Annotated in this window: 25 protein-coding genes and 1 pseudogene; 15 read left to right on the forward strand and 11 right to left on the reverse strand. The window is 61.2% G+C overall.

The features are described 5' to 3' along the window. Window positions 1-202: 202 nt before the first annotated feature. The 6 genes from ACK4OE_RS16075 to ACK4OE_RS16100 are packed head-to-tail and all read right to left on the reverse strand — an operon-like array spanning window position 203 to window position 4,228. The gene (locus ACK4OE_RS16075; RefSeq protein ID WP_409885981.1) at window positions 203-1,228 is read right to left on the reverse strand and encodes an integrase; all 1,026 of its coding nucleotides are present in this window, start codon (window positions 1,226-1,228) and stop codon (window positions 203-205) included. Continuing rightward, window positions 1,225-1,446, reverse strand: a complete 222-nt coding sequence (locus ACK4OE_RS16080; RefSeq protein WP_409885983.1) for a hypothetical protein — start codon at window positions 1,444-1,446, stop codon at window positions 1,225-1,227. Before ACK4OE_RS16080 ends, ACK4OE_RS16075 begins: the two co-directional genes overlap by 4 nt. After that, complete coding sequence (locus ACK4OE_RS16085; protein ID WP_409885985.1) at window positions 1,439-1,927, reverse strand: hypothetical protein; 489 nt, start codon at window positions 1,925-1,927, stop codon at window positions 1,439-1,441. Before ACK4OE_RS16085 ends, ACK4OE_RS16080 begins: the two co-directional genes overlap by 8 nt. Continuing rightward, window positions 1,924-2,322 (reverse strand): hypothetical protein, encoded by a 399-nt coding sequence (locus ACK4OE_RS16090; RefSeq protein WP_409885987.1) that lies wholly within the window; start codon window positions 2,320-2,322, stop codon window positions 1,924-1,926. Before ACK4OE_RS16090 ends, ACK4OE_RS16085 begins: the two co-directional genes overlap by 4 nt. Window positions 2,323-2,324: 2 nt before the next feature. Beyond that, window positions 2,325-3,428, reverse strand: coding sequence for a hypothetical protein (locus ACK4OE_RS16095; RefSeq protein ID WP_409885989.1), 1,104 nt, complete (start codon window positions 3,426-3,428; stop codon window positions 2,325-2,327). Beyond that, a complete protein-coding gene (locus tag ACK4OE_RS16100; protein ID WP_409885991.1) occupies window positions 3,425-4,228 on the reverse strand; it encodes a hypothetical protein in 804 nt (267 codons plus the stop codon). The genes ACK4OE_RS16095 and ACK4OE_RS16100 overlap by 4 nt, the downstream gene beginning before the upstream one ends. Before the next feature lie 546 nt (window positions 4,229-4,774). Between ACK4OE_RS16100 and ACK4OE_RS16105 the strand changes: the two genes are divergently transcribed. Further along, entirely contained in the window at window positions 4,775-5,362 is a 588-nt protein-coding gene (locus tag ACK4OE_RS16105) for a helix-turn-helix domain-containing protein (RefSeq protein ID WP_409885993.1), read from the forward strand. A gap of 37 nt (window positions 5,363-5,399) precedes the next feature. Here ACK4OE_RS16105 and ACK4OE_RS16110 read toward each other — a convergent pair whose 3' ends face one another. From ACK4OE_RS16110 to ACK4OE_RS16125, 4 genes are all read right to left on the reverse strand, one after another. After that, window positions 5,400-5,717 (reverse strand): hypothetical protein, encoded by a 318-nt coding sequence (locus ACK4OE_RS16110; RefSeq protein ID WP_409885995.1) that lies wholly within the window; start codon window positions 5,715-5,717, stop codon window positions 5,400-5,402. A gap of 7 nt (window positions 5,718-5,724) precedes the next feature. After that, the gene (locus tag ACK4OE_RS16115) at window positions 5,725-6,336 is read right to left on the reverse strand and encodes a hypothetical protein (protein WP_409885997.1); all 612 of its coding nucleotides are present in this window, start codon (window positions 6,334-6,336) and stop codon (window positions 5,725-5,727) included. Window positions 6,337-6,338: 2 nt separating this feature from the next. Next, window positions 6,339-6,872, reverse strand: a complete 534-nt coding sequence (locus ACK4OE_RS16120) for a hypothetical protein (protein ID WP_409885999.1) — start codon at window positions 6,870-6,872, stop codon at window positions 6,339-6,341. Window positions 6,873-7,020: 148 nt separating this feature from the next. Continuing rightward, window positions 7,021-7,497 carry a hypothetical protein gene (locus ACK4OE_RS16125; RefSeq protein WP_409886001.1) on the reverse strand — a complete coding sequence of 159 codons (477 nt, stop codon included), beginning with the start codon at window positions 7,495-7,497 and terminating at the stop codon, window positions 7,021-7,023. A 69-nt stretch (window positions 7,498-7,566) separates the two neighbouring features. Between ACK4OE_RS16125 and ACK4OE_RS16130 the strand changes: the two genes are divergently transcribed. Then, a complete protein-coding gene (locus ACK4OE_RS16130) occupies window positions 7,567-7,824 on the forward strand; it encodes a YdaS family helix-turn-helix protein (RefSeq protein WP_409886003.1) in 258 nt (85 codons plus the stop codon). 308 nt (window positions 7,825-8,132) lie between these two features. Here ACK4OE_RS16130 and ACK4OE_RS16135 read toward each other — a convergent pair whose 3' ends face one another. Continuing rightward, window positions 8,133-8,384: a hypothetical protein gene (locus ACK4OE_RS16135; RefSeq protein WP_409886005.1), complete on the reverse strand. Its 252-nt coding sequence runs from the start codon at window positions 8,382-8,384 to the stop codon at window positions 8,133-8,135. Window positions 8,385-8,425: 41 nt separating this feature from the next. Between ACK4OE_RS16135 and ACK4OE_RS16140 the strand changes: the two genes are divergently transcribed. The 13 genes and pseudogenes from ACK4OE_RS16140 (at window position 8,426) to ACK4OE_RS16200 (ending at window position 18,048) form a co-directional block, all read left to right on the forward strand. Continuing rightward, window positions 8,426-8,857: a transcriptional regulator gene (locus ACK4OE_RS16140; protein WP_409886007.1), complete on the forward strand. Its 432-nt coding sequence runs from the start codon at window positions 8,426-8,428 to the stop codon at window positions 8,855-8,857. Then, entirely contained in the window at window positions 8,854-8,985 is a 132-nt protein-coding gene (locus tag ACK4OE_RS16145; protein WP_409886009.1) for a hypothetical protein, read from the forward strand. The genes ACK4OE_RS16140 and ACK4OE_RS16145 overlap by 4 nt, the downstream gene beginning before the upstream one ends. Continuing rightward, entirely contained in the window at window positions 8,982-9,272 is a 291-nt protein-coding gene (locus ACK4OE_RS16150; protein WP_409886011.1) for a hypothetical protein, read from the forward strand. Before ACK4OE_RS16145 ends, ACK4OE_RS16150 begins: the two co-directional genes overlap by 4 nt. Continuing rightward, the gene (locus ACK4OE_RS16155; protein ID WP_409886013.1) at window positions 9,269-9,934 is read left to right on the forward strand and encodes a hypothetical protein; all 666 of its coding nucleotides are present in this window, start codon (window positions 9,269-9,271) and stop codon (window positions 9,932-9,934) included. The genes ACK4OE_RS16150 and ACK4OE_RS16155 overlap by 4 nt, the downstream gene beginning before the upstream one ends. A 35-nt stretch (window positions 9,935-9,969) precedes the next feature. Then, window positions 9,970-10,104 (forward strand): annotated as a pseudogene (locus ACK4OE_RS16160) (helix-turn-helix domain-containing protein); the annotation flags it as partial. 390 nt (window positions 10,105-10,494) lie between these two features. After that, window positions 10,495-10,845, forward strand: coding sequence for a hypothetical protein (locus tag ACK4OE_RS16165; protein ID WP_409886057.1), 351 nt, complete (start codon window positions 10,495-10,497; stop codon window positions 10,843-10,845). Then, entirely contained in the window at window positions 10,842-12,656 is a 1,815-nt protein-coding gene (locus tag ACK4OE_RS16170) for a toprim domain-containing protein (RefSeq protein WP_409886015.1), read from the forward strand. The genes ACK4OE_RS16165 and ACK4OE_RS16170 overlap by 4 nt, the downstream gene beginning before the upstream one ends. Continuing rightward, window positions 12,637-12,822, forward strand: coding sequence for a hypothetical protein (locus ACK4OE_RS16175; RefSeq protein WP_409886017.1), 186 nt, complete (start codon window positions 12,637-12,639; stop codon window positions 12,820-12,822). Before ACK4OE_RS16170 ends, ACK4OE_RS16175 begins: the two co-directional genes overlap by 20 nt. Further along, window positions 12,819-13,271, forward strand: a complete 453-nt coding sequence (locus ACK4OE_RS16180; protein ID WP_409886018.1) for a hypothetical protein — start codon at window positions 12,819-12,821, stop codon at window positions 13,269-13,271. Before ACK4OE_RS16175 ends, ACK4OE_RS16180 begins: the two co-directional genes overlap by 4 nt. A gap of 2 nt (window positions 13,272-13,273) precedes the next feature. Beyond that, window positions 13,274-14,359, forward strand: a complete 1,086-nt coding sequence (locus tag ACK4OE_RS16185; RefSeq protein WP_409886020.1) for a hypothetical protein — start codon at window positions 13,274-13,276, stop codon at window positions 14,357-14,359. Between the two features lie 221 nt (window positions 14,360-14,580). Next, window positions 14,581-15,327, forward strand: a complete 747-nt coding sequence (locus ACK4OE_RS16190) for a hypothetical protein (RefSeq protein WP_409886022.1) — start codon at window positions 14,581-14,583, stop codon at window positions 15,325-15,327. Window positions 15,328-15,430: 103 nt separating this feature from the next. Continuing rightward, window positions 15,431-16,480 (forward strand): terminase small subunit, encoded by a 1,050-nt coding sequence (locus ACK4OE_RS16195; RefSeq protein WP_409886024.1) that lies wholly within the window; start codon window positions 15,431-15,433, stop codon window positions 16,478-16,480. Then, window positions 16,477-18,048 (forward strand): terminase, encoded by a 1,572-nt coding sequence (locus ACK4OE_RS16200; RefSeq protein ID WP_409886026.1) that lies wholly within the window; start codon window positions 16,477-16,479, stop codon window positions 18,046-18,048. Before ACK4OE_RS16195 ends, ACK4OE_RS16200 begins: the two co-directional genes overlap by 4 nt. Window position 18,049: the final 1 nt, after the last annotated feature.

Here is an 18,049-nt window from a genome sequence, read left to right on the forward strand (position 1 = left end):
GGCGCAAGAAAAAAGTCCGCAAGAGCCTGCGCTCTTACGGACTTGTTCGTGGTGCCCGGGGCCGGAATCGAACCGGCACGCCTTGCGGCGGGGGATTTTGAGTCCGGCGAGGTTTCTAGGATTCATGCGGGTTTGCGGGCGATATGTTCCGCATTTTTGCCCTCAAATTCTCCCTATGAGGCGCGACAAATGCGGAACACATTTAGACCACTGGTTTGAGCTTGCGAACGCCCCCGTAGTGCCGCTCCGTGAGGCGCTTGTCGCTGTGCTGCAGCAGCTCGGCGGCCTCGCTCAGGTTGTCTGATTTTTGCGCCGCGCGCTTGCGCATGTCGCGAAGGTACAGCGCCTTGATCGCCCGCACCAGTTCATCGTCATTTGCCAGACCAGCAACCACAACGGCCCGGGACCGTGCGCTGTCCCAGCGATAGCGAAGCATGCCCAGAGTGACTGGCTTCCCTTTTGGTGTGGACAGCAGCATCAGGTGATCGGCGCTGATTGACCGCCGACGTTGCAGCAGACCCGGCAGGACAGCCGACAAGGCCATGTCCCATTCGGCCTCCTTGCCTGTTTTGCTGGCCTCCAAGTGCAGAATTCCGTCGCGGGGCAGGACGATGCTGATGCAGTCGGTGAGGCGCATACCGGTCGCAGAGCCCAGCTGCATGCAGTCTTTGAGCACCTGGTCGCCTTGCTCGAAGATCGCCTCATACACCGGGTCTAGCACCTTCATCTTGCGCGGCTTCTCCTTGTTTTTCCACTTGCTGCGCTCCATTCCTGCGGCTGGCCAGGGCAGTGTGGTGTAACCCTCGCCCCGGGCCCAGTTCCAGATGACGGAGAGCAGGGCCATCTCTCGGTTGCCCTGCGTCTTGGCCGTGCGAGCTTTCAGGTATGCCTTGAGGGCAGGGAGGTCCACCTGGTCCCAGGTGGCGTCCTTGAAAACGGGGCGCAGAGTGCGCAGGTTCTTGCTGTAGCCGCGCCGGGTTTCTTTGCTGGTGTAGGCGGGGAGTGCTTCGGTCTCCCAGGCTGCGAAGGCTTCTTCGAGGGTGCCCTTGGTGCTGGCTGGACCGTTGTGCGCTATCTCAGTCCACTTCTGGATGGCTGTGTCATGGTCCGTGCCCAGCGGGATGTCGGGCTCGCCCTCGGGTCGCCGGTCGTAGAAGTAGTAGACGACGATCTTGCCGTTCTTGCGCTTGCGCTGGTGCGACCGGAGCCGAGGGTACAAGCCTGTCATTTGACTGCTGCAAGGTTGACGCCGCGTGATTGGACGAGCTGACGACCAGCCAACCATTCGCGCACGTGGAAACGACTCACCAGAATGCGTTGCTTGAGCAGCCGGTGGGGAATGCCGAGTTCCAGCAGTAGCTTGGATTGCTCGTCGGGGTTGGAGGCGCCCACCAGCTGTTTGACCTCGGCCGGAAGTAGCAGCTCTTGTGACAGTGGCTCAGCCATCGCTGCTTCCTTCTTCGCGGCCACTGGCATCACGCGCCTTCCCGACTGCCCGCTGCATTTCGATGATCGAAAGCAGCGAGGATCGCTCGCGTTCGAGCACCTGCACCTTCGCCCTTGTGGTGGCCAGCTCAGCGAATGGAATTGTATGCAGCCCATCCTTCGCAAGCACCACTGGATCAGTGCCGCCGTTTATCACTCTGGCGTGGTCCTGAAGAAGTGCGAAGGCGCGGTTCACCTCGGCTTCGGCTGCCTGGTCCGCTGGCGCTTGGGCCGCCTTCGTCACCCGGTAGAGCAGGTGGTGAGACAGGGCGGCGTGGTGTTCTAGCCATTTGGTGGTGTCCACTTCGATGATTTGGCGCGTGTCAGCCATGCGCTCGGCAGCGGGTCGCAGTGCGCGCGCCACCAGGCTGTCGGGCTTCGGTTCCGTCACCCGGCGTGCCCATGGCGACAGGCGGGCGAGCTTTTCGAAGGCTGAGGTCATGCTGTTGTGCCCCTTTGGTCGGATGCGAATGGATTGCCGCGCGGTGGGCTGCCCACCACCAGAGGGAAAGGCCAGCAAGCTGCGTCCAGTGCGCGCTGGGCCTTGATGGCTTCGAGGCGCTCATGGCTCAGCCAGACTCGCACTTGCACCGTCACGCTGCGGGCAACATTGCGCACCTGAATGACCTTCTTGCCAATGGCCTGGCCTTGGCCGTAGTTCTGGCCTCGCACGGCGCGTGATCCATCCGGGTTGATGGTGCGGATGCCAGGAGCGTCCACGTCCTGGGCCCTGGCCAAGCCTGCCGCGACAATGGCGACTGGCGTGCCGGTGTAGACGGCCTGGGCGTGGTCCATGTGGTGGAGGACGCCGGGGGCGATTTCGGTACGGGGTTGCATAGTCAAAACGCCCCCCGGAACTTGCGCTGCAGTTCGTCAAGCCCGACCTCCCAATCCGCGCGACTCCCGCCATGCAGCGCAGCAGCATAGAAAACGATCTCGGACAACAGAATGATCCTGGCCATGATGCCGTTCGTCATCGGGTGATCTTCTGTCGCGATCTGCATGTTGACGATCTGCATAGCCTCAGCGAGCTTTTGGATCTCGTAACTCGCATTGCGCGCGAGCTCACGGTAGGCGGCCTCCTCTCGTGAATCGGTGGGTTCTGCTTGCACTGCAAGTTGGGCTGTCCGCAACGATGGACGATCTGCACCAGGGTCGCAGCAGTCGGTCGTTTCTGCGAGCCAGTCCAGATGCTTCTCTGCCTCTCCGAGCAGGCCCGTACGCTCGGAGCTTTCCGACTCGCCGGGCATGACCCGACACCCACGAATCAACGCGGCGATGTCGAACGCAATGGATTCGTAATCGACCGGAGCTGGCAGCCTGTCGGAGGCTTCGTTCGCGAGGCGCGATGCCATCCGCAGCAGTCGGTCGGAGTCGCCGCTCCACTGGGGTGGCTCATCGGTCATTGACGCCGCATGTAGCAAGTCCCCGATGGTGGCGAAGGCATTCTTGATGGCTTCGGCCGTGTATTCCGTTTCGGGCGCAGGGGGCAGCATGTTCCCAATGACCTGATCGTCCAAGCTGTTCTGCGCTTCGTCCAGCTTCTCATGCACCACACGCAACGCCGGGCTGATGATGTCGGCTTCGACCTTCGCAGCCATTGCCATAGCTCCTTCGACAATGGCAAGGGGCTTGAGCAGGGCTGTATAGGCTGCGTTGGTGGTCCACAGGGTGAGTGGGCGAGTTTGAATGCTCTCGCGTATTTCGCTCACGTAGCGGTGGGCTTCGTCCAGCAGTATCCCAATCGAACACAGGGGATCTGGTTCGGATCCCACCGAGTCTGCGAGCGCGGCGATCTGCCCCGTTACCTCGGCCAGATCGTTGCTGACGTACCTTGCGAGCTGGTCCCAGTCCTGCAGCGCTTCTTTGCGCGATGCGGCGGGCTTGCTAGGCTTCAGAGCAGGCTTGGAGGCCTTGCGAGTTGGAGTGGCGACGGCGTTCATTCGAGCGCCCCCGCAGGCAGGCGCTGGGCGCCTCGATACATGGCGTATTGAACCTCCGACAACGTGATGTTGTCCCGGTCCAGATGGCTGATCACCATGGCGTTCAACTCCCTCACCCGATTCCCGTAGCACCGTAGCAGAGCCGCCATACCGTGCTCGTCATTACTTGCCGCCTCGTCACCCAGGTTGGTGACGGCCTCCGCAATCGCCTCGATGTCATAAGCGCATCGAATGACCATGGTGGTGCCATAAGCTCCGGCATCACAGGAGAAAGTCTCTGCTGTCACTTGGCCGGTTTGCCCGGTTTCTACGCGACGAATAGGCGATGTGGGCCGATCTTGGAATTGACGAAGTCCTGCACGAATTCCCGCTGCCATAACCTCATGCGGCTCCATCTCGACGTTGTAGCCGAGGGACGCCGTGTCGAGAGACAGGTAGACCGCCTCCAGTTGCGGGATCGCTGCGCCTGGGGGGGTGGACTCCCGTTCAACGGCGAGCGCGCTAGCGACGAGCGAGCAGGCCCGGTACAGCCCCTTGTATGCCCCGTGAGGCAGCTTTTCAAGAGCCTCGGCCGCAGCGTGCAGCACCTCGATGCTTTCGCCGCGCAGGTCATCCCAGCGAGTTTCGCAGATGGCCACTACCTGCTCACGCAGCGTGGCAGCGACAAACTGCTCGTCCGAGGTTGGCTTCGCGCCTCGGTCCTCCGGCGCAGCTGATGCCAGGGCGGGGGAGGGAGCGCCCTTCGCCTTTGGCGGGGCCTTGTTTGCGCGCACGGGCGCCTCTGCGGTAAAGTCCGGCATGGTTCGTTCCTTGTGAGAAGGGTTTCGGGCTAAGAGGTTTTCACGGTTGGCGCCGTGAGTGCTTCGGGCAATGGCTGGCAGTTGGCGCTGCCGGCCTTTTGCTTTTCTGGGGGCGCTGTTGCTTGGTTCATGTCAAAAATCTTAAGGTTTTGGGCTACTCAAACCACCCCCGAAAAACAACCGATTTGGTCGCTTTTCGAAAAATTCGTCTCGCTGCACTGCTTGGCCCAAAGGTTACTTGGCTCTGAGCTCTCGCAAAGTTGTTTCCATCGAATTTCATTGCGGGCTTTTCTGCTGGGGTTGATGGTCTGCCTGGCGGCTCCGCTCCAGGCGCATTGCGATCTCTGCGGACACTGACCGGAAGTTCACTTTTGCTTCTCGCTCGATGTATTCGCGCAAATCAGGTTGGAGGCGAACGCCGATTGGCGGTGTGAGAGTAGTACTCATAGAATCAATCCTTCTCCGTCATTCGTTCTATGACGATATGCGTATATTAGTACTTTAAAAGTACTTGTCAATAACCATTTATGCTCATCGAGATTTGCAATGTCAGAAGCAATCGGCCGCCGCATAGCTGAAGCTCGTCAAAAGGCTGGGCTATCCCAGGCTGAGCTTGGAGAGCACACGGGCATTGCTCAGACCCAAATCAGTCGGTACGAAAGCGGCAGGGCTGTCCCTCGGCGTGCCTCATTGATGCGATTGGCCGAGGCGCTTAAGGTGCAAGCTGACTGGCTGATGAACGGTGAAGCGGTGTCCTGGCCCGATCCGATCTCTATGCAAGTCAGAACGGCGGGCAGCAAAGCTCCAGCCGAAGAACTTGTCATTCCTCCGTACTGTGTGGATTTCGTACGGAGAATGGCCGAGCGTCTTGGCGGCTCGGTGCCCGATGCCATCGTGGAAATCATCAAGCGATACATGGTTGAAATTACCTTTGCGCCCAGCGGGCATCCAAAAATTCCGCATTTGGGCGCACTGATCACTGAGCACACGGACTTGGAGCTTAGAGTCGAAGACTTGGCGGCGGAGCTTGCTGCTTTGAAGAGGGAAGCGGCTAGCGTCTTGAATTCGCCATCCGGTGTGACCCCAAGCCAGCCGAAAACTCCGAGCCCTGATCCCACTACAAAACCTTCGTAGTGCCCAACCGTTGCGGAAATCGCCATGGTTGCCATTACTACATCTCCACAACTTCAAGGCGAGGCAGGGAGCGCACCTCGTCCACCGTCATCACATCCTCGACCGGCGCTGCCTTGTCGCACAGCCTTGCCAGGGCCTTGAGCGCCAGACGTTCGTCGCGCTTCGCGTCGTTTAAAGCCTGCTCTGCCATTCGTTGACGATCCCGTTCGGGGGTCAAGAGGGTGAAGAGCGTCGGCAGGGCTTTCACAGCTTCGGTCGCCAAGCGCTTTTCGCGGACAGCAGCGAGACGGCGGCGCTGGGTATCGCGCCAGCGCTTGGCCGCTACTGCGATGTCGATGAGTTGACGGTTGTGCATCGCAGTCTCACTGGATCGAGTGGACGTTTCCGGTCTCGATCTTGTCGGCGAACCGTTCTCGCATCTGCTTCTCGACTTCGGCCACTGGCATGCCGAGCTTTTCCGCGATCTGCTCAGCCGAGAACACCGGATCTCCGGCATCGTTCACGAATTTGGTGTCGGGTATGAGGTTGAGCTCCATCGCCTTGTCCTCGAACTTCTTCATCACATCAGGAGGCGCGTGCTTGAAGAACTCCTCCCAGAGAGGGAGGGAGGAGGGAGATTGGCGGTAGCCAGGCCCGTGCTTCGCCCTGAAGTCTTGCAGCGCCTTGGCGGCGGCCATGAACTTCAGGCGCTGGACCTGCGCCAAGTGCTCAGGATGGGCGAGCAGCAACGGGCGTTTGAGCAGGCTTTGCGAGTGTTCGACATCGCCCCCCCCAACGTGAACCACAAAGCAATCGTCGCAGTGGTCGGCAAAGTCACTGAGTTCGCAGCCGAGGTCCGCGATCACTTCCGCGAGCTGCGCGTCGGTCCATGGGCCATGCTCAGTTGGCTGCTTGCAGTATTCGCACAGGCCCTGCTTTGTGAGTTCCAGCGAGATTCGGCGACCCTCGGCCAGCAACGTTTGATCACCGCTCATGCTCAGAGTCTCCAGTCCGGAGCGGGCGCTTCCACATACCCGGCATCGCCTTGCGTTGTGGCGGTTCCAGTCTCTGCCTCGAACTGCGCCAGGCGGTTCTTGAAGCTGGAAGCGCTTTCCTCACCAGCACGCATGTTGAATTGCAGGTGCTGGCGAACAGCGGCCTTCTCGATTTCCGTCAGATCGGCGGCCTTGACCAACTCGATGTGGTCACCGCGGATCACGGGATAGCCGTCCTCGTCGTCGGCCACTGTTAGCCCGATGCCCATCAGGTCTTCACGGCCCGGGACCACGGGCTGGTAGAGCACATCAAGGTTGTCGACAGTGGAGCTGAGGGCGGCCAGAAGCTCCTCTGCATCTTTCATTTCGGCCTTGATGTTGCCGTTGTTCCAGTCGGCGGCGACGACGAGTGCTGCCGACGCGATGGCGACGAGGATGTTGTGCGGCACTGCGGCCAAGTCCAAGGCGCTGACGCCCGCGTGGCTAACTTGGGTGAGGATGCACGGCTGCGCGATCGGTGGGGTGGTGGTTTGCATAGATCACTCCGTCTGAGCGCCACGAAATGCGGCGCAATGAAGTGATCATAAGGTGTGCCTAACCACCTTTCAATAGGTGTGCCTAATTATTTTTTGTAACGGCGTTATTGCCGACAAAGCCACATGCTGGCGGAAGTGTGCGGCTTGCTCAATCTCGTCTAGTCAATACGGACACCAGGCCGTCCTTCAGGCGTTTGCTGTCGGGAGCCAACGTTAACGCTTGCAGCAAGGGAGAAACCTCGGCGCGGCCTGTTTCCGTAAGCGTTTCAAGGCAATTGGCGATCACGTCCAACGCTTGGGCAACGGTCGCGCTTTCGGCCTCACGACTTTCCTCCCGGTGTTCGGTCTGAGTCAATGCTGGAGTCCCGGATTTGAACAGCGAAGTCCCCGCCGGCTGAATTCTTTGGGGCCAAATTTCGCCCTCGCCGTCGGACAGCCAACGGGTGTTGCAGCCGTACAGCAGCGCTGCCTTTGACGCGGTCACCGCCTTCATCGACTTTGTATCGCCGCTGAACCAAGCGTGAACTGAGGGGGCACTGGCACCCGTCGCCCGAGCAAGATCTGCGCGGGTTATCTCGGGCTTGGCCTGCGCAAGCAGTGCGAACCGCTGTTTGAGTGTGCTCATTCCTCAATCCTAGTGTTGTTTAAATTAGGAGTGCCTTGTATTTTTTAGGCATGCCTATAAAATGACCCGATGATTACCGTTCAAGACCTAGGCGGGCCGTCTGCAGTTGCGCGAGCCTTACGAATCTCCGCCCCCACGGCTCACGGCTGGAAGCGCATTCCTGAGCACCATTGCCCTGCACTGGAACTGTGGAAGCAAGGAGATGTGACTGTCGAGCAGATGCGTCCTGATATATCGTGGCACAGAGTCCCGGACTCGAACTGGCCACATCCTTCCGGGCGCCCGTTGATCGACGTAGCTCCTCATACTGGGGCTACCCATGGCTGACCAGCAGCCCAAGCCGCGCCCCAGCAAGCCAGAAACAGCCTTGGCGAGCGTCACTGCAGGTTTCGAACCTTGTCGTGAATGTCTCGGAGGACGTGCTTGATGTCTCGAATCTCGCGCTCCATGCCATCTGCGACCTCGTGCAGGAGTTGTGCCATTTCGGCTCCCTCCTCGTCTCCGCGCTCTGTAGCGCGTGCGCGTATGTTGTGCGCCAACTGTCTTGCTCGTTCCAAGCTCATGTCTGCCCCTTCCGGTGATGGTTGTGTGAGAGCTGCCATTTTGAGCCGGAAGAGGGCGGGCACCCATCCTCATCACAGCTCCCCCCGCCGCCAGCGCGGCATGCGCTTCATCTCTCCTCTGTCGACCAGCTTGGTCTGTGTCGCCTTGCCACGCAGCAGCAGCGAGCCGCTTTGCCATGCCATCTCAATGGTGGAAGTGGCGAGCAGCCGTGTGCGCACGCCCGTGGTTGGGTCGATGTTGGTGGACAGCGCCGTGCGGGTGGAGTGGTGGAACGGCCGGGTGTCCGGTGCTGTGGTGAATTCAGAAGGGCGTGATGTGTTCATGCCTTCATCGTCCAATTTTTTTGCCTTTGGGGGATAGTCAAATGGCGTCAAAACCTTTGTCCCGCGCTGACGCTCAAGGCGAGCTGTCACTTGCACGGCGCGCGGAACCGAACGATGTGCCCATCGAAATGGTGCGTCGGCAAAAAACACCAGCGGCCGCGTTTGCCCTTGCCTGCCAGTCATCTGGACTTGAGGACAAGGAGATCTACCTGGCGCTGGGCATTGACGCTGGCTACTTCTCGCGCATCAAGGCAGGTGCTGCGACTCTTCAGGCCGACGTGATCCGCGCATTTTGTGAAGTCGTCGGCAATCGCATCTATCCAGAGTGGATGGCATTTCAGATCGGCTGCACTCTGGTGGTCATCAAGACCGAAGCCGAGCGCCGGGCCGAGGAAGCTGAGGGCCGAGCGCAAGCTGCCGAGGCAGAGAACCGCCTGTTGCGCCAGCTGGTGCAGGGGAGGGTAGCTGCATGACAGAACCGACAGTTGAAGAGTTGCGACGCCAGCTTGCCGTTGCCCAGGCCGAGGTGGCGCGCCTGGCCGAAGCGCTGCAGCGCGCTGAGTGGCTGCAGGACTACGAGCAGGGGAGTGCCGCAGCATGACAGCGCCCACCTGGCAGGAGCTTTTCGATGCCGACTGGGCCGTCACCGACGACCCGAACTGGCACCTTGCAGCCTATCCGACGAATGACGGGCGTGTGGTGGTCGCGGTGGACGACGGCGACAAGCAATTGCACCGAGTGAGTCTGTCCTTGCACGAGGTGGAAACGCTCAAGGTCAAGTTGGGGCAAGCCTCGCGCATCGCGGAACCAATCGCCTTGGAACAGGGGGTGCGCGCAGCTGAAACCGCTGCGCAGGCGCTCATTGACCGCGTGAAAGGGGCCGCATGAACTCTACCTACCAACCAGTTCTCGCTCTGGTGCGTGCGGTCGCCGTAGAGCCTTCAGTGTGCAAGCGCACTGCGATGGTGATGGCTGAGCTTCACGACGCCAACGGAGGGATTCTGAGGGCCTCCATGGCTTCCTTGGCAGCACTTGTGGGCCTGTCCACACCGCAGGTCCGCAAGCACGTTCACGCGCTCGTGGCGCTGGGTGTGCTTGAGGTGACTGCCAATGCGCACGGCGGCGCCCCTGGGGCAGTGCCGCACTACCGGTTCAACCTGACCCGTCTTCAGGCGATGGCTACGCATACGGGGCACTCAGCTGACCTGTTCGATGCGGCTCAGGATGCCAAACCCGGGCATCGCTTCGTTTCAGAGGGTGGCGCGCAGATGGTTGCTCAGCTCGTGGGTCCACCTGGTCAGCGAAAGGTGCAGTTCTTTCGCGAGGTGCCCGATGGCTTCCGTGACTACGGCCAGGTGGCGCTTGCCCACGTTCTGCGCCCATGGCGCTGGCGCTGGCAGCAGGAGGGTAGCTGGGATGCCGTGCTCTACCCGGTGGTGGAGCTTGAAGACGATTACCCCGAGGAGATCTTCCCAGGTGAGTTTGAAAAATTGCAACAGTGGGCCCAGGCAACAGCGCTGGGCCGTATCGAGAGCCTGACCGAAGCATGAGCAATCCTGTTCTCAATCAATGCTGGCCGTTGAAGATGCCTCCTACTGCAAAGGCGGTCCTCATTTCCATGGCCGATCAAGCGGATGACGCAGGTTACTGCTGGCCATCCATTCAGACCCTCAGTGACCGAACTTGCATCTCCAAGCGAGCAGTCATTGATGCAATCAAGTGGCTGGAGCGCAGCGCAGCGCTTGTCGCTGACAGGACCAATGGGCGGCACACCAAGTACCAGCTCACACCAGCCGACTTCACCGCCTGCCCAACGCAGTCCATACGATCCGAAGCCAGAAAAACCGGTGCAAATGCCGCACCAGTACCAGTGCAGATGCCGCACCAGTGCTGCACGCCCACCGGTGCAGATGCCGCACCAACCGGTGCAAATGCCGCACCAGTACCAGTGCAGATGCCGCACCAACCGGTGCAGATGCCGCACACTAACCCTCAAGAACCCTCATTTGAACCATCAATAACCCCCAAGCCGCGTGCGAAGCGGACTGCGTCAGATTCGCCTGATGGGTTTGCTGAGTTCTGGCACGAATACCCGAAGAAAGATGGCCGGGTGAAGGCGGTGGAGTCATGGAAGAAGCGCGGGCTGGAATCTGACTTGGCCCTGCGCGAGAGGGTGATGGCGGCGCTGGCGCGACATCGTGGCTGTCGCCAGTGGACGAAGGACGATGGGCAGTTCATTCCGCACGCATCGACCTGGCTGAACCAGGAGCGCTACCTGGACGAAGTCCGGCCCGATGCCCCAGCAGGCGCAGCGCAGCACGGCCCAGCTTCGGGGGACTGGTGGACTGCCGCGGGCTTTCTCAACCGCTGGGAGGCTGAGAACGAACGCTGCTACGCCCACAACGCTCACACCTTCCGTGATGGCAAGAGGCTGGCCAGCCAGGCGGAGGTGACCGCTTGAACGCAACAGAGCTCAAGGACCTGTTGGCCAAGGACGCCGCCAACATCGCAGCGTTCCTGTTGCCTGACGGCAAGAAGGTCGGCCGTGAGTGGAAGGTGGGCAGCATCAACGGCGAGCCCGGGGACAGCCTGTCGATCTGCCTCAGCGGCGCCAAGGCGGGGGTATGGAAGGACTTTGCCAGCGGCCAGGCTGGCGACCTGCTGGACCTGTGGATGGCGGTGCGCGGTAGCACGCTGGTGGAGGCCATGGCCGATGCCAAACAGCGCCTCGGCGTGCGGGACACCATGCCCGAGCGGCCGCAGAAGAGCTTCACAGCCCCCTCGAAGCCCAAGGGAAAACTGGCCGCCACCAGTGCCGGGCGTGCGATGGAGTGGCTGCAAGGCAGGGGCCTTACACCGGCCACGGTCGAGGCCTTCAAGGTCGTGGAGCAGATCCACGGCGAAGCCACCTATGCGGTGTTCCCGTACTTCAGCGAAGCTGGTGAATACCTGAACGGAAAAACCCGGAACATCGACAACAAGAAGGACATGCGGCAGGAGGCCGGTGCAATGCCCTGCCTGTTTGGCTGGCACCTGATAGACCCCAAGCAGCGCACCATCGCCATTGCCGAAGGCGAGCTCGACGCCATGACTTTGCACCAGGTCGGAATTCCTGCCTTGTCGGTCAATGCGGGCGCGGGCAACCACCAATGGATCGAAAACGACTGGGAGCGGCTGGAGCGCTTCAGTGAGATTCTGGTGTTCTTCGATTGCGATGAAGCGGGCGAGAAGGGGGCGCGCGAGATCATCCAGCGCCTCGGCACAGAACGTTGCAAGCGCGTGCGCATGGAGAACGGTGCCAAAGACGCGAATGAGTACCTGCTGCAGGGGGCTGAGTACGCCGACTTCGACCGGCTAATCCAGGCGGCTCAACCGCTTGATCCCGAGGAGCTGCGGACGGCGGCTGACTACATCCCCCAGGTGGTGTCGCTGTTCTACCCGGACCCAGGCGCTTCGCGCGACCCTTGCCTGCGAATTGACAAGGATCTGGAGTGGTTCGAATTTAGGGGCGGCGAGGTCTCGGTGTGGACTGGTATCAACGGGCACGGGAAGAGCCTGCTGCTTGGCCAGGTGCAGCTGGGACTTATGGCCCAGGATGAACACTTCACGGTTTTCTCTGGTGAGATGAAGCCCGCTAGGTTGCTCAAGCGTGCTGTAAAGCAAGCCACCGGCGTGGATCGACCCACGCGGGCGTACATCGAAGCGGCGGGCGAGTGGATGCGTGAGCGCTTCTGGTTGTTTGATCTACAGGGCACGGCGAAGCTTGACCGGCTGCTAGAGGTCTTTACCTACGCACACCGGCGGTACGGCTGCACCCAGTTCGTCATCGACAGTCTGATGATGATCGACGTGCCGGAGGACGGGCCTGGCGCCATGACTGCGCAGAAGGACGCCATGCGCAAGATGACTTCCTTCGCGCGTCGGCTGAATGTGCACCTGCATCTGGTGGCCCATCCGCGCAAGCAGCGCGATGAGAGCGCTGCGCCGAACAAGATGGATGTGGCGGGTTCCGGGAAGATCACCGACGGCGCAGATAACGTCTTCTCGGTGTGGTCCGCCAAGAAGGACGAAGCCAAGGCGGTGGCCGACGACACCGAGCCAGACGGAAAGCTGGAGCTTCAGAAGCAGCGCAATGGGGACACCCAGCACATGACCCAGTGGCTGTGGTTCGACAAAACCACGATGCAGTACCGCACTCAGCCACGGAAGTGCCCGCTTTCTTTCTTCAAGTGCAACCTGAATGGAGATGCCCATGGCGGCTCTGGCTATTGAACCTGCACCAGCGTCGCTGAGCGACCTATTCGACGCAGCCAAGCGCGCTTGCGACCACTGGAACGACAGCTCGGCCGCCCGCGAAGCGATGGAACGTGAGTGCCGGGAGGTTCCCCCACACCAGCGCGCCGAACTGATTCACCATTTTGAGGAGACCTACCCATGAGCACTGTCACCACAGAAGTCAAACCGAAGGCAGAGACGCGCACCCTGATCTGGGGCGCATTGATGGACCTGCGGGCGCAAGGCCAGATCGCAACGCGGCAGGTCGTGGCACAGGTGACCGGCCTCAAGCTAGTGACTGTCGATGATCACCTTACCCGAATGGTGGAGGACGGCGATCTGCGCCGCCCGGTGGCCGGAGTGGTGGAGATTGTGGAGAAGCTGCCGCCGCCGCGGGCGGTGTCGATGACCCACTCGCCGGAGGGGCCCAGCAAGCTGGAGATCGGTGACACCTGCATCGACATCTGGCCACAGGAGCGGCGAATGTTGGCAAACCTGCTGCTGGGAGACGCCGTGCAGTACAGCAACATCCAGACCGGGCAGGACCTCAACTTGCTGGCGCACCAGGTGTGGGGAGATTTAAAGCAGTTGAAGCGGGACCTGGGAGGTTGACCATGACGAATCGAGTGAACTGGACCTCTGAAGTCATTGCTCGGATGGGTAAGGTGTCCGACCAGGAGATTGCTGACACCCTGGGGTGCCATGTCTCCAGCGTGGCCAAAAAGCGCAAGTCACTTGGGATCCCATGGTACGGCGCACGTAGCCCTGAAGAACTCGCGCTGCTGGGGACGATGCCCGATGCGCAACTGGCAAAGCGGTGGGGAGTCAAGCGTGATAGCGTGGGTTATCTGCGTAGGAGCCGTGGAGTGGTGGTGTGTAGGGCCACAAGTTTATGGACAGCAGTGAACCGCTCACTCCTTGGCACCATGCCGGACACGCAGCTCGCTAACATTCTTGGCGTATGTGCTGACACCGTGAGGAACGCGCGAATTAGTGCTGGGATTCCGGCATTCAGAACCTGGCCGTCGGAATGGATCGCATTGCTGGGCACTGCGCCGGACAGCCAGATCGCAAAGCGAATCGGAAGAGCGGCCTCGTCGGTGGCATCTATGCGGTACAGCCTTGGGATAAAGGCCTATCAAGCTCCAGTGTTGTGGACACCCGAGCGGGTTGCTTTGCTCGGCACGGACACTGATGCGCAGGTTGCTCTTTCTCTCGGGGTCGGGGTGCATGCCGTTCGTGACGAGCGAAACCGACGCGGCATTCAACCCTTCGGTCGGTTGCGTCGATTGCCACCGGAGCGGGAAAAGCAGTTGGGGGCCATGCCGGACGGTGATCTCGCAGCCGAGTGGGGCTGCGCCGCTGCGGCAGTTTCCTCCTTGCGGCGCATTCGAAAGATCCCAAGCTTCCAGACGCAAAAGCCTTGGACGCCTGAGGAGGTGGCATTGCTTGGCACCATGTCGGATGCGGCCGTGGCGCAGCGCGTTGGGCGCAGCAAGGAGGCGGTAACAGCGATGAGGCGGGCCCGTGGGGTATCAGGTGCCAGCAAATCGCTCCCCCACCCGCACCTTGAGGACATCAAGCGCGAATTCACAACCACGAGTGCGCCCATCCCGGAGATTGCCGCAAGGTATGGCGTAGACCCTCACTTCATCCACAACAGGGCAAACAAGCGGGGCTGGGTGCGGCCTGCAGGCTGAGCGGCAGATGTCGCGGGACCTACTGGCGCTGCGGTGCGAGCTTGGTGGCTGAAAGACCGCTGTAGACGATAGAACCCTCTGAAACTCGCTGTAACATGTGTTGAAAAAATGGGGAGGGTTCGATGCTTCGGTCAGTTCGATGGGTCTTTGGGTTGAGTGTCTTCTCTTTCGCTTCGTGGGCGCCAGGCGCAACCTACGATTGTTCAGCTCACAGTGGCTACGTGGAGCGCACCACGTGCGAGCAGCCGGAGCTGACGGCTCGCAAGCAGAAGTACGAAGCCACGCTGCAGCAGTTGCAACGCCAGAATCCTCAACGGAGGATGGAGATCCTTCAGATCAATCGCCAGAAGGTGTCGGAGTTGAATGGCTCCTGCTCCAGTGCTGATTGCATCGCACAGTGGTATCAGAGTCAGACCCAGGCGCTGCATGACGGCACTTGGGCAACGCCACCACGGCCAGCGCAGGCAGAGGTAACCCAACCACGCCGTCAAGAAACTGCGCCCGTCGCTGCACCAGCCGAAGAGCAAAGTAACCAACGGCCTACAGCTGCCCCCGCTCCGGAGCCGCAGAATACAAGTGAGCGCGAACCGGCCCCCCTTGCTCCTCAGGAACGTGAGGAAGCGACGGCAGAAGAGGCGCAGCCGGAGCCAAAGCAGGCAATGCAGCCGCAAACTGAACCTGAACACGCTGCACCTTCCCAGCGGACGGAGCCACTGAAGCCTACTGCTTCAACGCCATACCTGGAGCGGATCGGCAACACGTTCCAGAAGATTCTTTACATCATCGTCGCAGCGATCATGCTGATCCCGGCCTGGTTCATCACAAGCATTTTGACGAAGTACGGCTTATCGAAGCGCGATAGGTACAACACCTCTCCGATGACGCTTCTGTATTGGCGCATTGTGGTGACTGGGATGATCGCTGCATTTCTTGCAGGAAGCTTGCTCTCGTTCATTGGGGTGATCTGATTCGAGCACTGGAGGGGGGCTACGGACCTCGACGCGCCCTGACTCCAACAAACCCCCAGTAGGGTTTCCGCATTCCGACCACACACGGGACCATCCCGTGTAAATGGAAACAGGCAAACGCGAGAACTCCAGTTCAGTACCTAGCGCCAAGAAGGGCCGCACACCCGCGCCCGCGAAGGTCATCGACTGGGTTGGGGTTGAGAAGGCCTACTGCGGCACCCGCCAATCCACGCGCGATATCGGCAAGGCATTCGGCATCTCGCACACCATGGTGGCTAAGCACTGCGGTGGCAAAGGTCTGCAGAGACCACCCAAGGAAGACAAACCGCAGGCCGCGCCGAAGCCGAAAGCCCGGAAGGCAGCCCCCCAGCCAGCGCCTGCTGCACCTGTCGTCTCGCCAGGCCTTGAACCGCGTCAGCAGCGCTTTGTCGATGAATACCTGCTTGACCTGAACGGCACGCAAGCGGCCATCCGCGCCGGGTACAGCGCCAAGACGGCGGCTGAGCAGTCCTATGACCTCCTAAGAAAACCTCAGATTGCCGCTGCTATCGCTGACGCGCGTGCTGCACAACAGGTGCGCACGGGGATCAACTCGGACGCGCTGCTGCTGCAGGCCTGGCAGATTGCGTTTGCTGACCCCCGAGAGCTGGTCGAAACCCGCGTGGGTTGCTGCCGTCACTGCTGGGGCGAGAACTTCAAACGCCAGCGCACGGTGGGCCAGCGCAATGCTGACTTTGAGAAGTGGAGCAAGGATGGCAAGCCAGCCCACGAGTTCGACGAAGAGGGCGGCATCGGGTTCAACCCACACCGTCCCCCACACCCAGACTGCACAGAGTGCTGCGGCGACGGTGTGTCGCGTGACGTTGTCAAGGACACGCGCTATTTGAGCCCAGCCGCTGCCCAGCTGTATGCGGGGGTGAAGCGCACCAAGGACGGGATGCAGGTGCTGATGCACGACAAAGCCATCTTTGCCGAGAAGCTGTTCAAGCACCTGGGCCTGTACGAGAAGGACAACGGCCAGAAGAACGACCCGCTGGCGCTTCGCAACCTGACCGATGCGGAACGGGCTGTGCGCATGTCGGCTGTCCTGCAGGCGAACCCGGGTCTGGCTGTGCTCTTCGGCCAGATGATTGCTGGAGGTGGTCAGCAATGAAGCTGCCCCTGCCTACCACCGAGCAGATATTGGCGGCCTTCAAAGGCATGACGCCCGAGATGCGCGCGGCGGTGGACTCCTTCCTCATGGTGGCTGATCCTGCCATCTGGGTTCCGCAGGCCGGTCCGCAGTCGGCGGCGTACCACTGCCAGGCAGACATCGTGTTTTACGGGGGCAGCGCTGGTGGGGGGAAAACTGAGCTGCTGATGGGTCTGAGCCTGACCGAGCAGGAGCACAGCATCATCTTCCGGCGTGAGGCCGTGCAGCTGATCGGTATTGAAGAGCGCATGACCAAGATTCTTGGCTCACGCGCTGGCTACAACGGCCAGGACCACCTGTGGCGCCTGCCAGGCAAGAGGGTGCTGGAGCTGGGCAGCGTGCAGCGTCCAGAGGACTGGCTGAAGTACCAAGGTCGGCCGCACGATTTCAAGGGCTTCGACGAGATCACTCACTTCACCGAGATGCAGTTCAGAACGCTGATCGGATGGATGCGGACCGACAACCCCAACGTGCGCCAACGCGTGGTAGCTGCGGGCAATCCCCCGACCACCGCAGAAGGCGAGTGGGTCAAGCGCTTCTGGGCTGCTTGGCTGGATCCGCAGCACCCGAACCCAGCCAAGCCCGGAGAGCTGCGCTGGTACGTCACGAACGAGCGCGGTGAGGATCAAGAGGTCCCCGGGCCTGAGCCTGTGATGGTCGGCGCCGAGCTGATGACGCCCAAGAGTCGGACGTTCATCCCGTCCAGCGTGGATGACAACCTGTTCCTGACCACCACTGGCTACAAGGCCACGCTGCAGGCCCTGCCTGAACCACTGCGTTCCCAGATGCTGCGCGGCGACTTCAACGCGGGCGTGACGGACCCCGTGTGGCAGTTGATCCCCACCGAGTGGGTGAAGGCTGCCCAAGCCCGCTGGAAGGACCGCGACACCAAGGGCCTGATGACAGCAATGGGCTTCGACCCGTCACGCGGTGGACAGGACAAGTCGTCGGTCGCGCGCCGACACGGCCAGTGGTTCGACAAGATCGTGACCGCCCCGGGCTCTGTGACGAAGGACGGGCCATCTGCGGCCGGGTTCGTGGCTCCATTGATCCGTGACGGCGCGGTGGTGTGCATCGACTCCATTGGCATCGGCTCATCGGCACTGGACTTCATCAAGGGCCTCGGCCTGCATGTGCACTCGGTGGTGGGCTCTGAGGGCAGCACCTTGATGGACAAGTCCGGCCAGATGAAATTCCGCAACAAGCGGGCCGAGATGTACTGGTTGCTGCGCGAGGCGCTGGACCCGACCAACCCAGACCCCATCGCACTCCCGCCCGATCAGGAGCTGCTGGGCGACCTCACTGCCCCCCGCTACAGGGTCGTGACGATGGGCAAGGGCGCCGCCATCCAGATCAACGACAAGGACGACATCCGCCGGGTGCTGGGCCGCAGCCCGGACAAAGGCGATTCCGTGGCCATGACCTTCGCGGCCGACATCCCCAAACCCGAGCCCAAGCCCCGGGCCAAGAGCTGGCGTGATCGCCTTTCTGCCTCTGGCTCCGACCACTGGGACCAAGCGACTGCATGAC

This window comes from Acidovorax sp. (assembly GCF_046314175.1).
Lineage (GTDB): Bacteria > Pseudomonadota > Gammaproteobacteria > Burkholderiales > Burkholderiaceae_C > Acidovorax.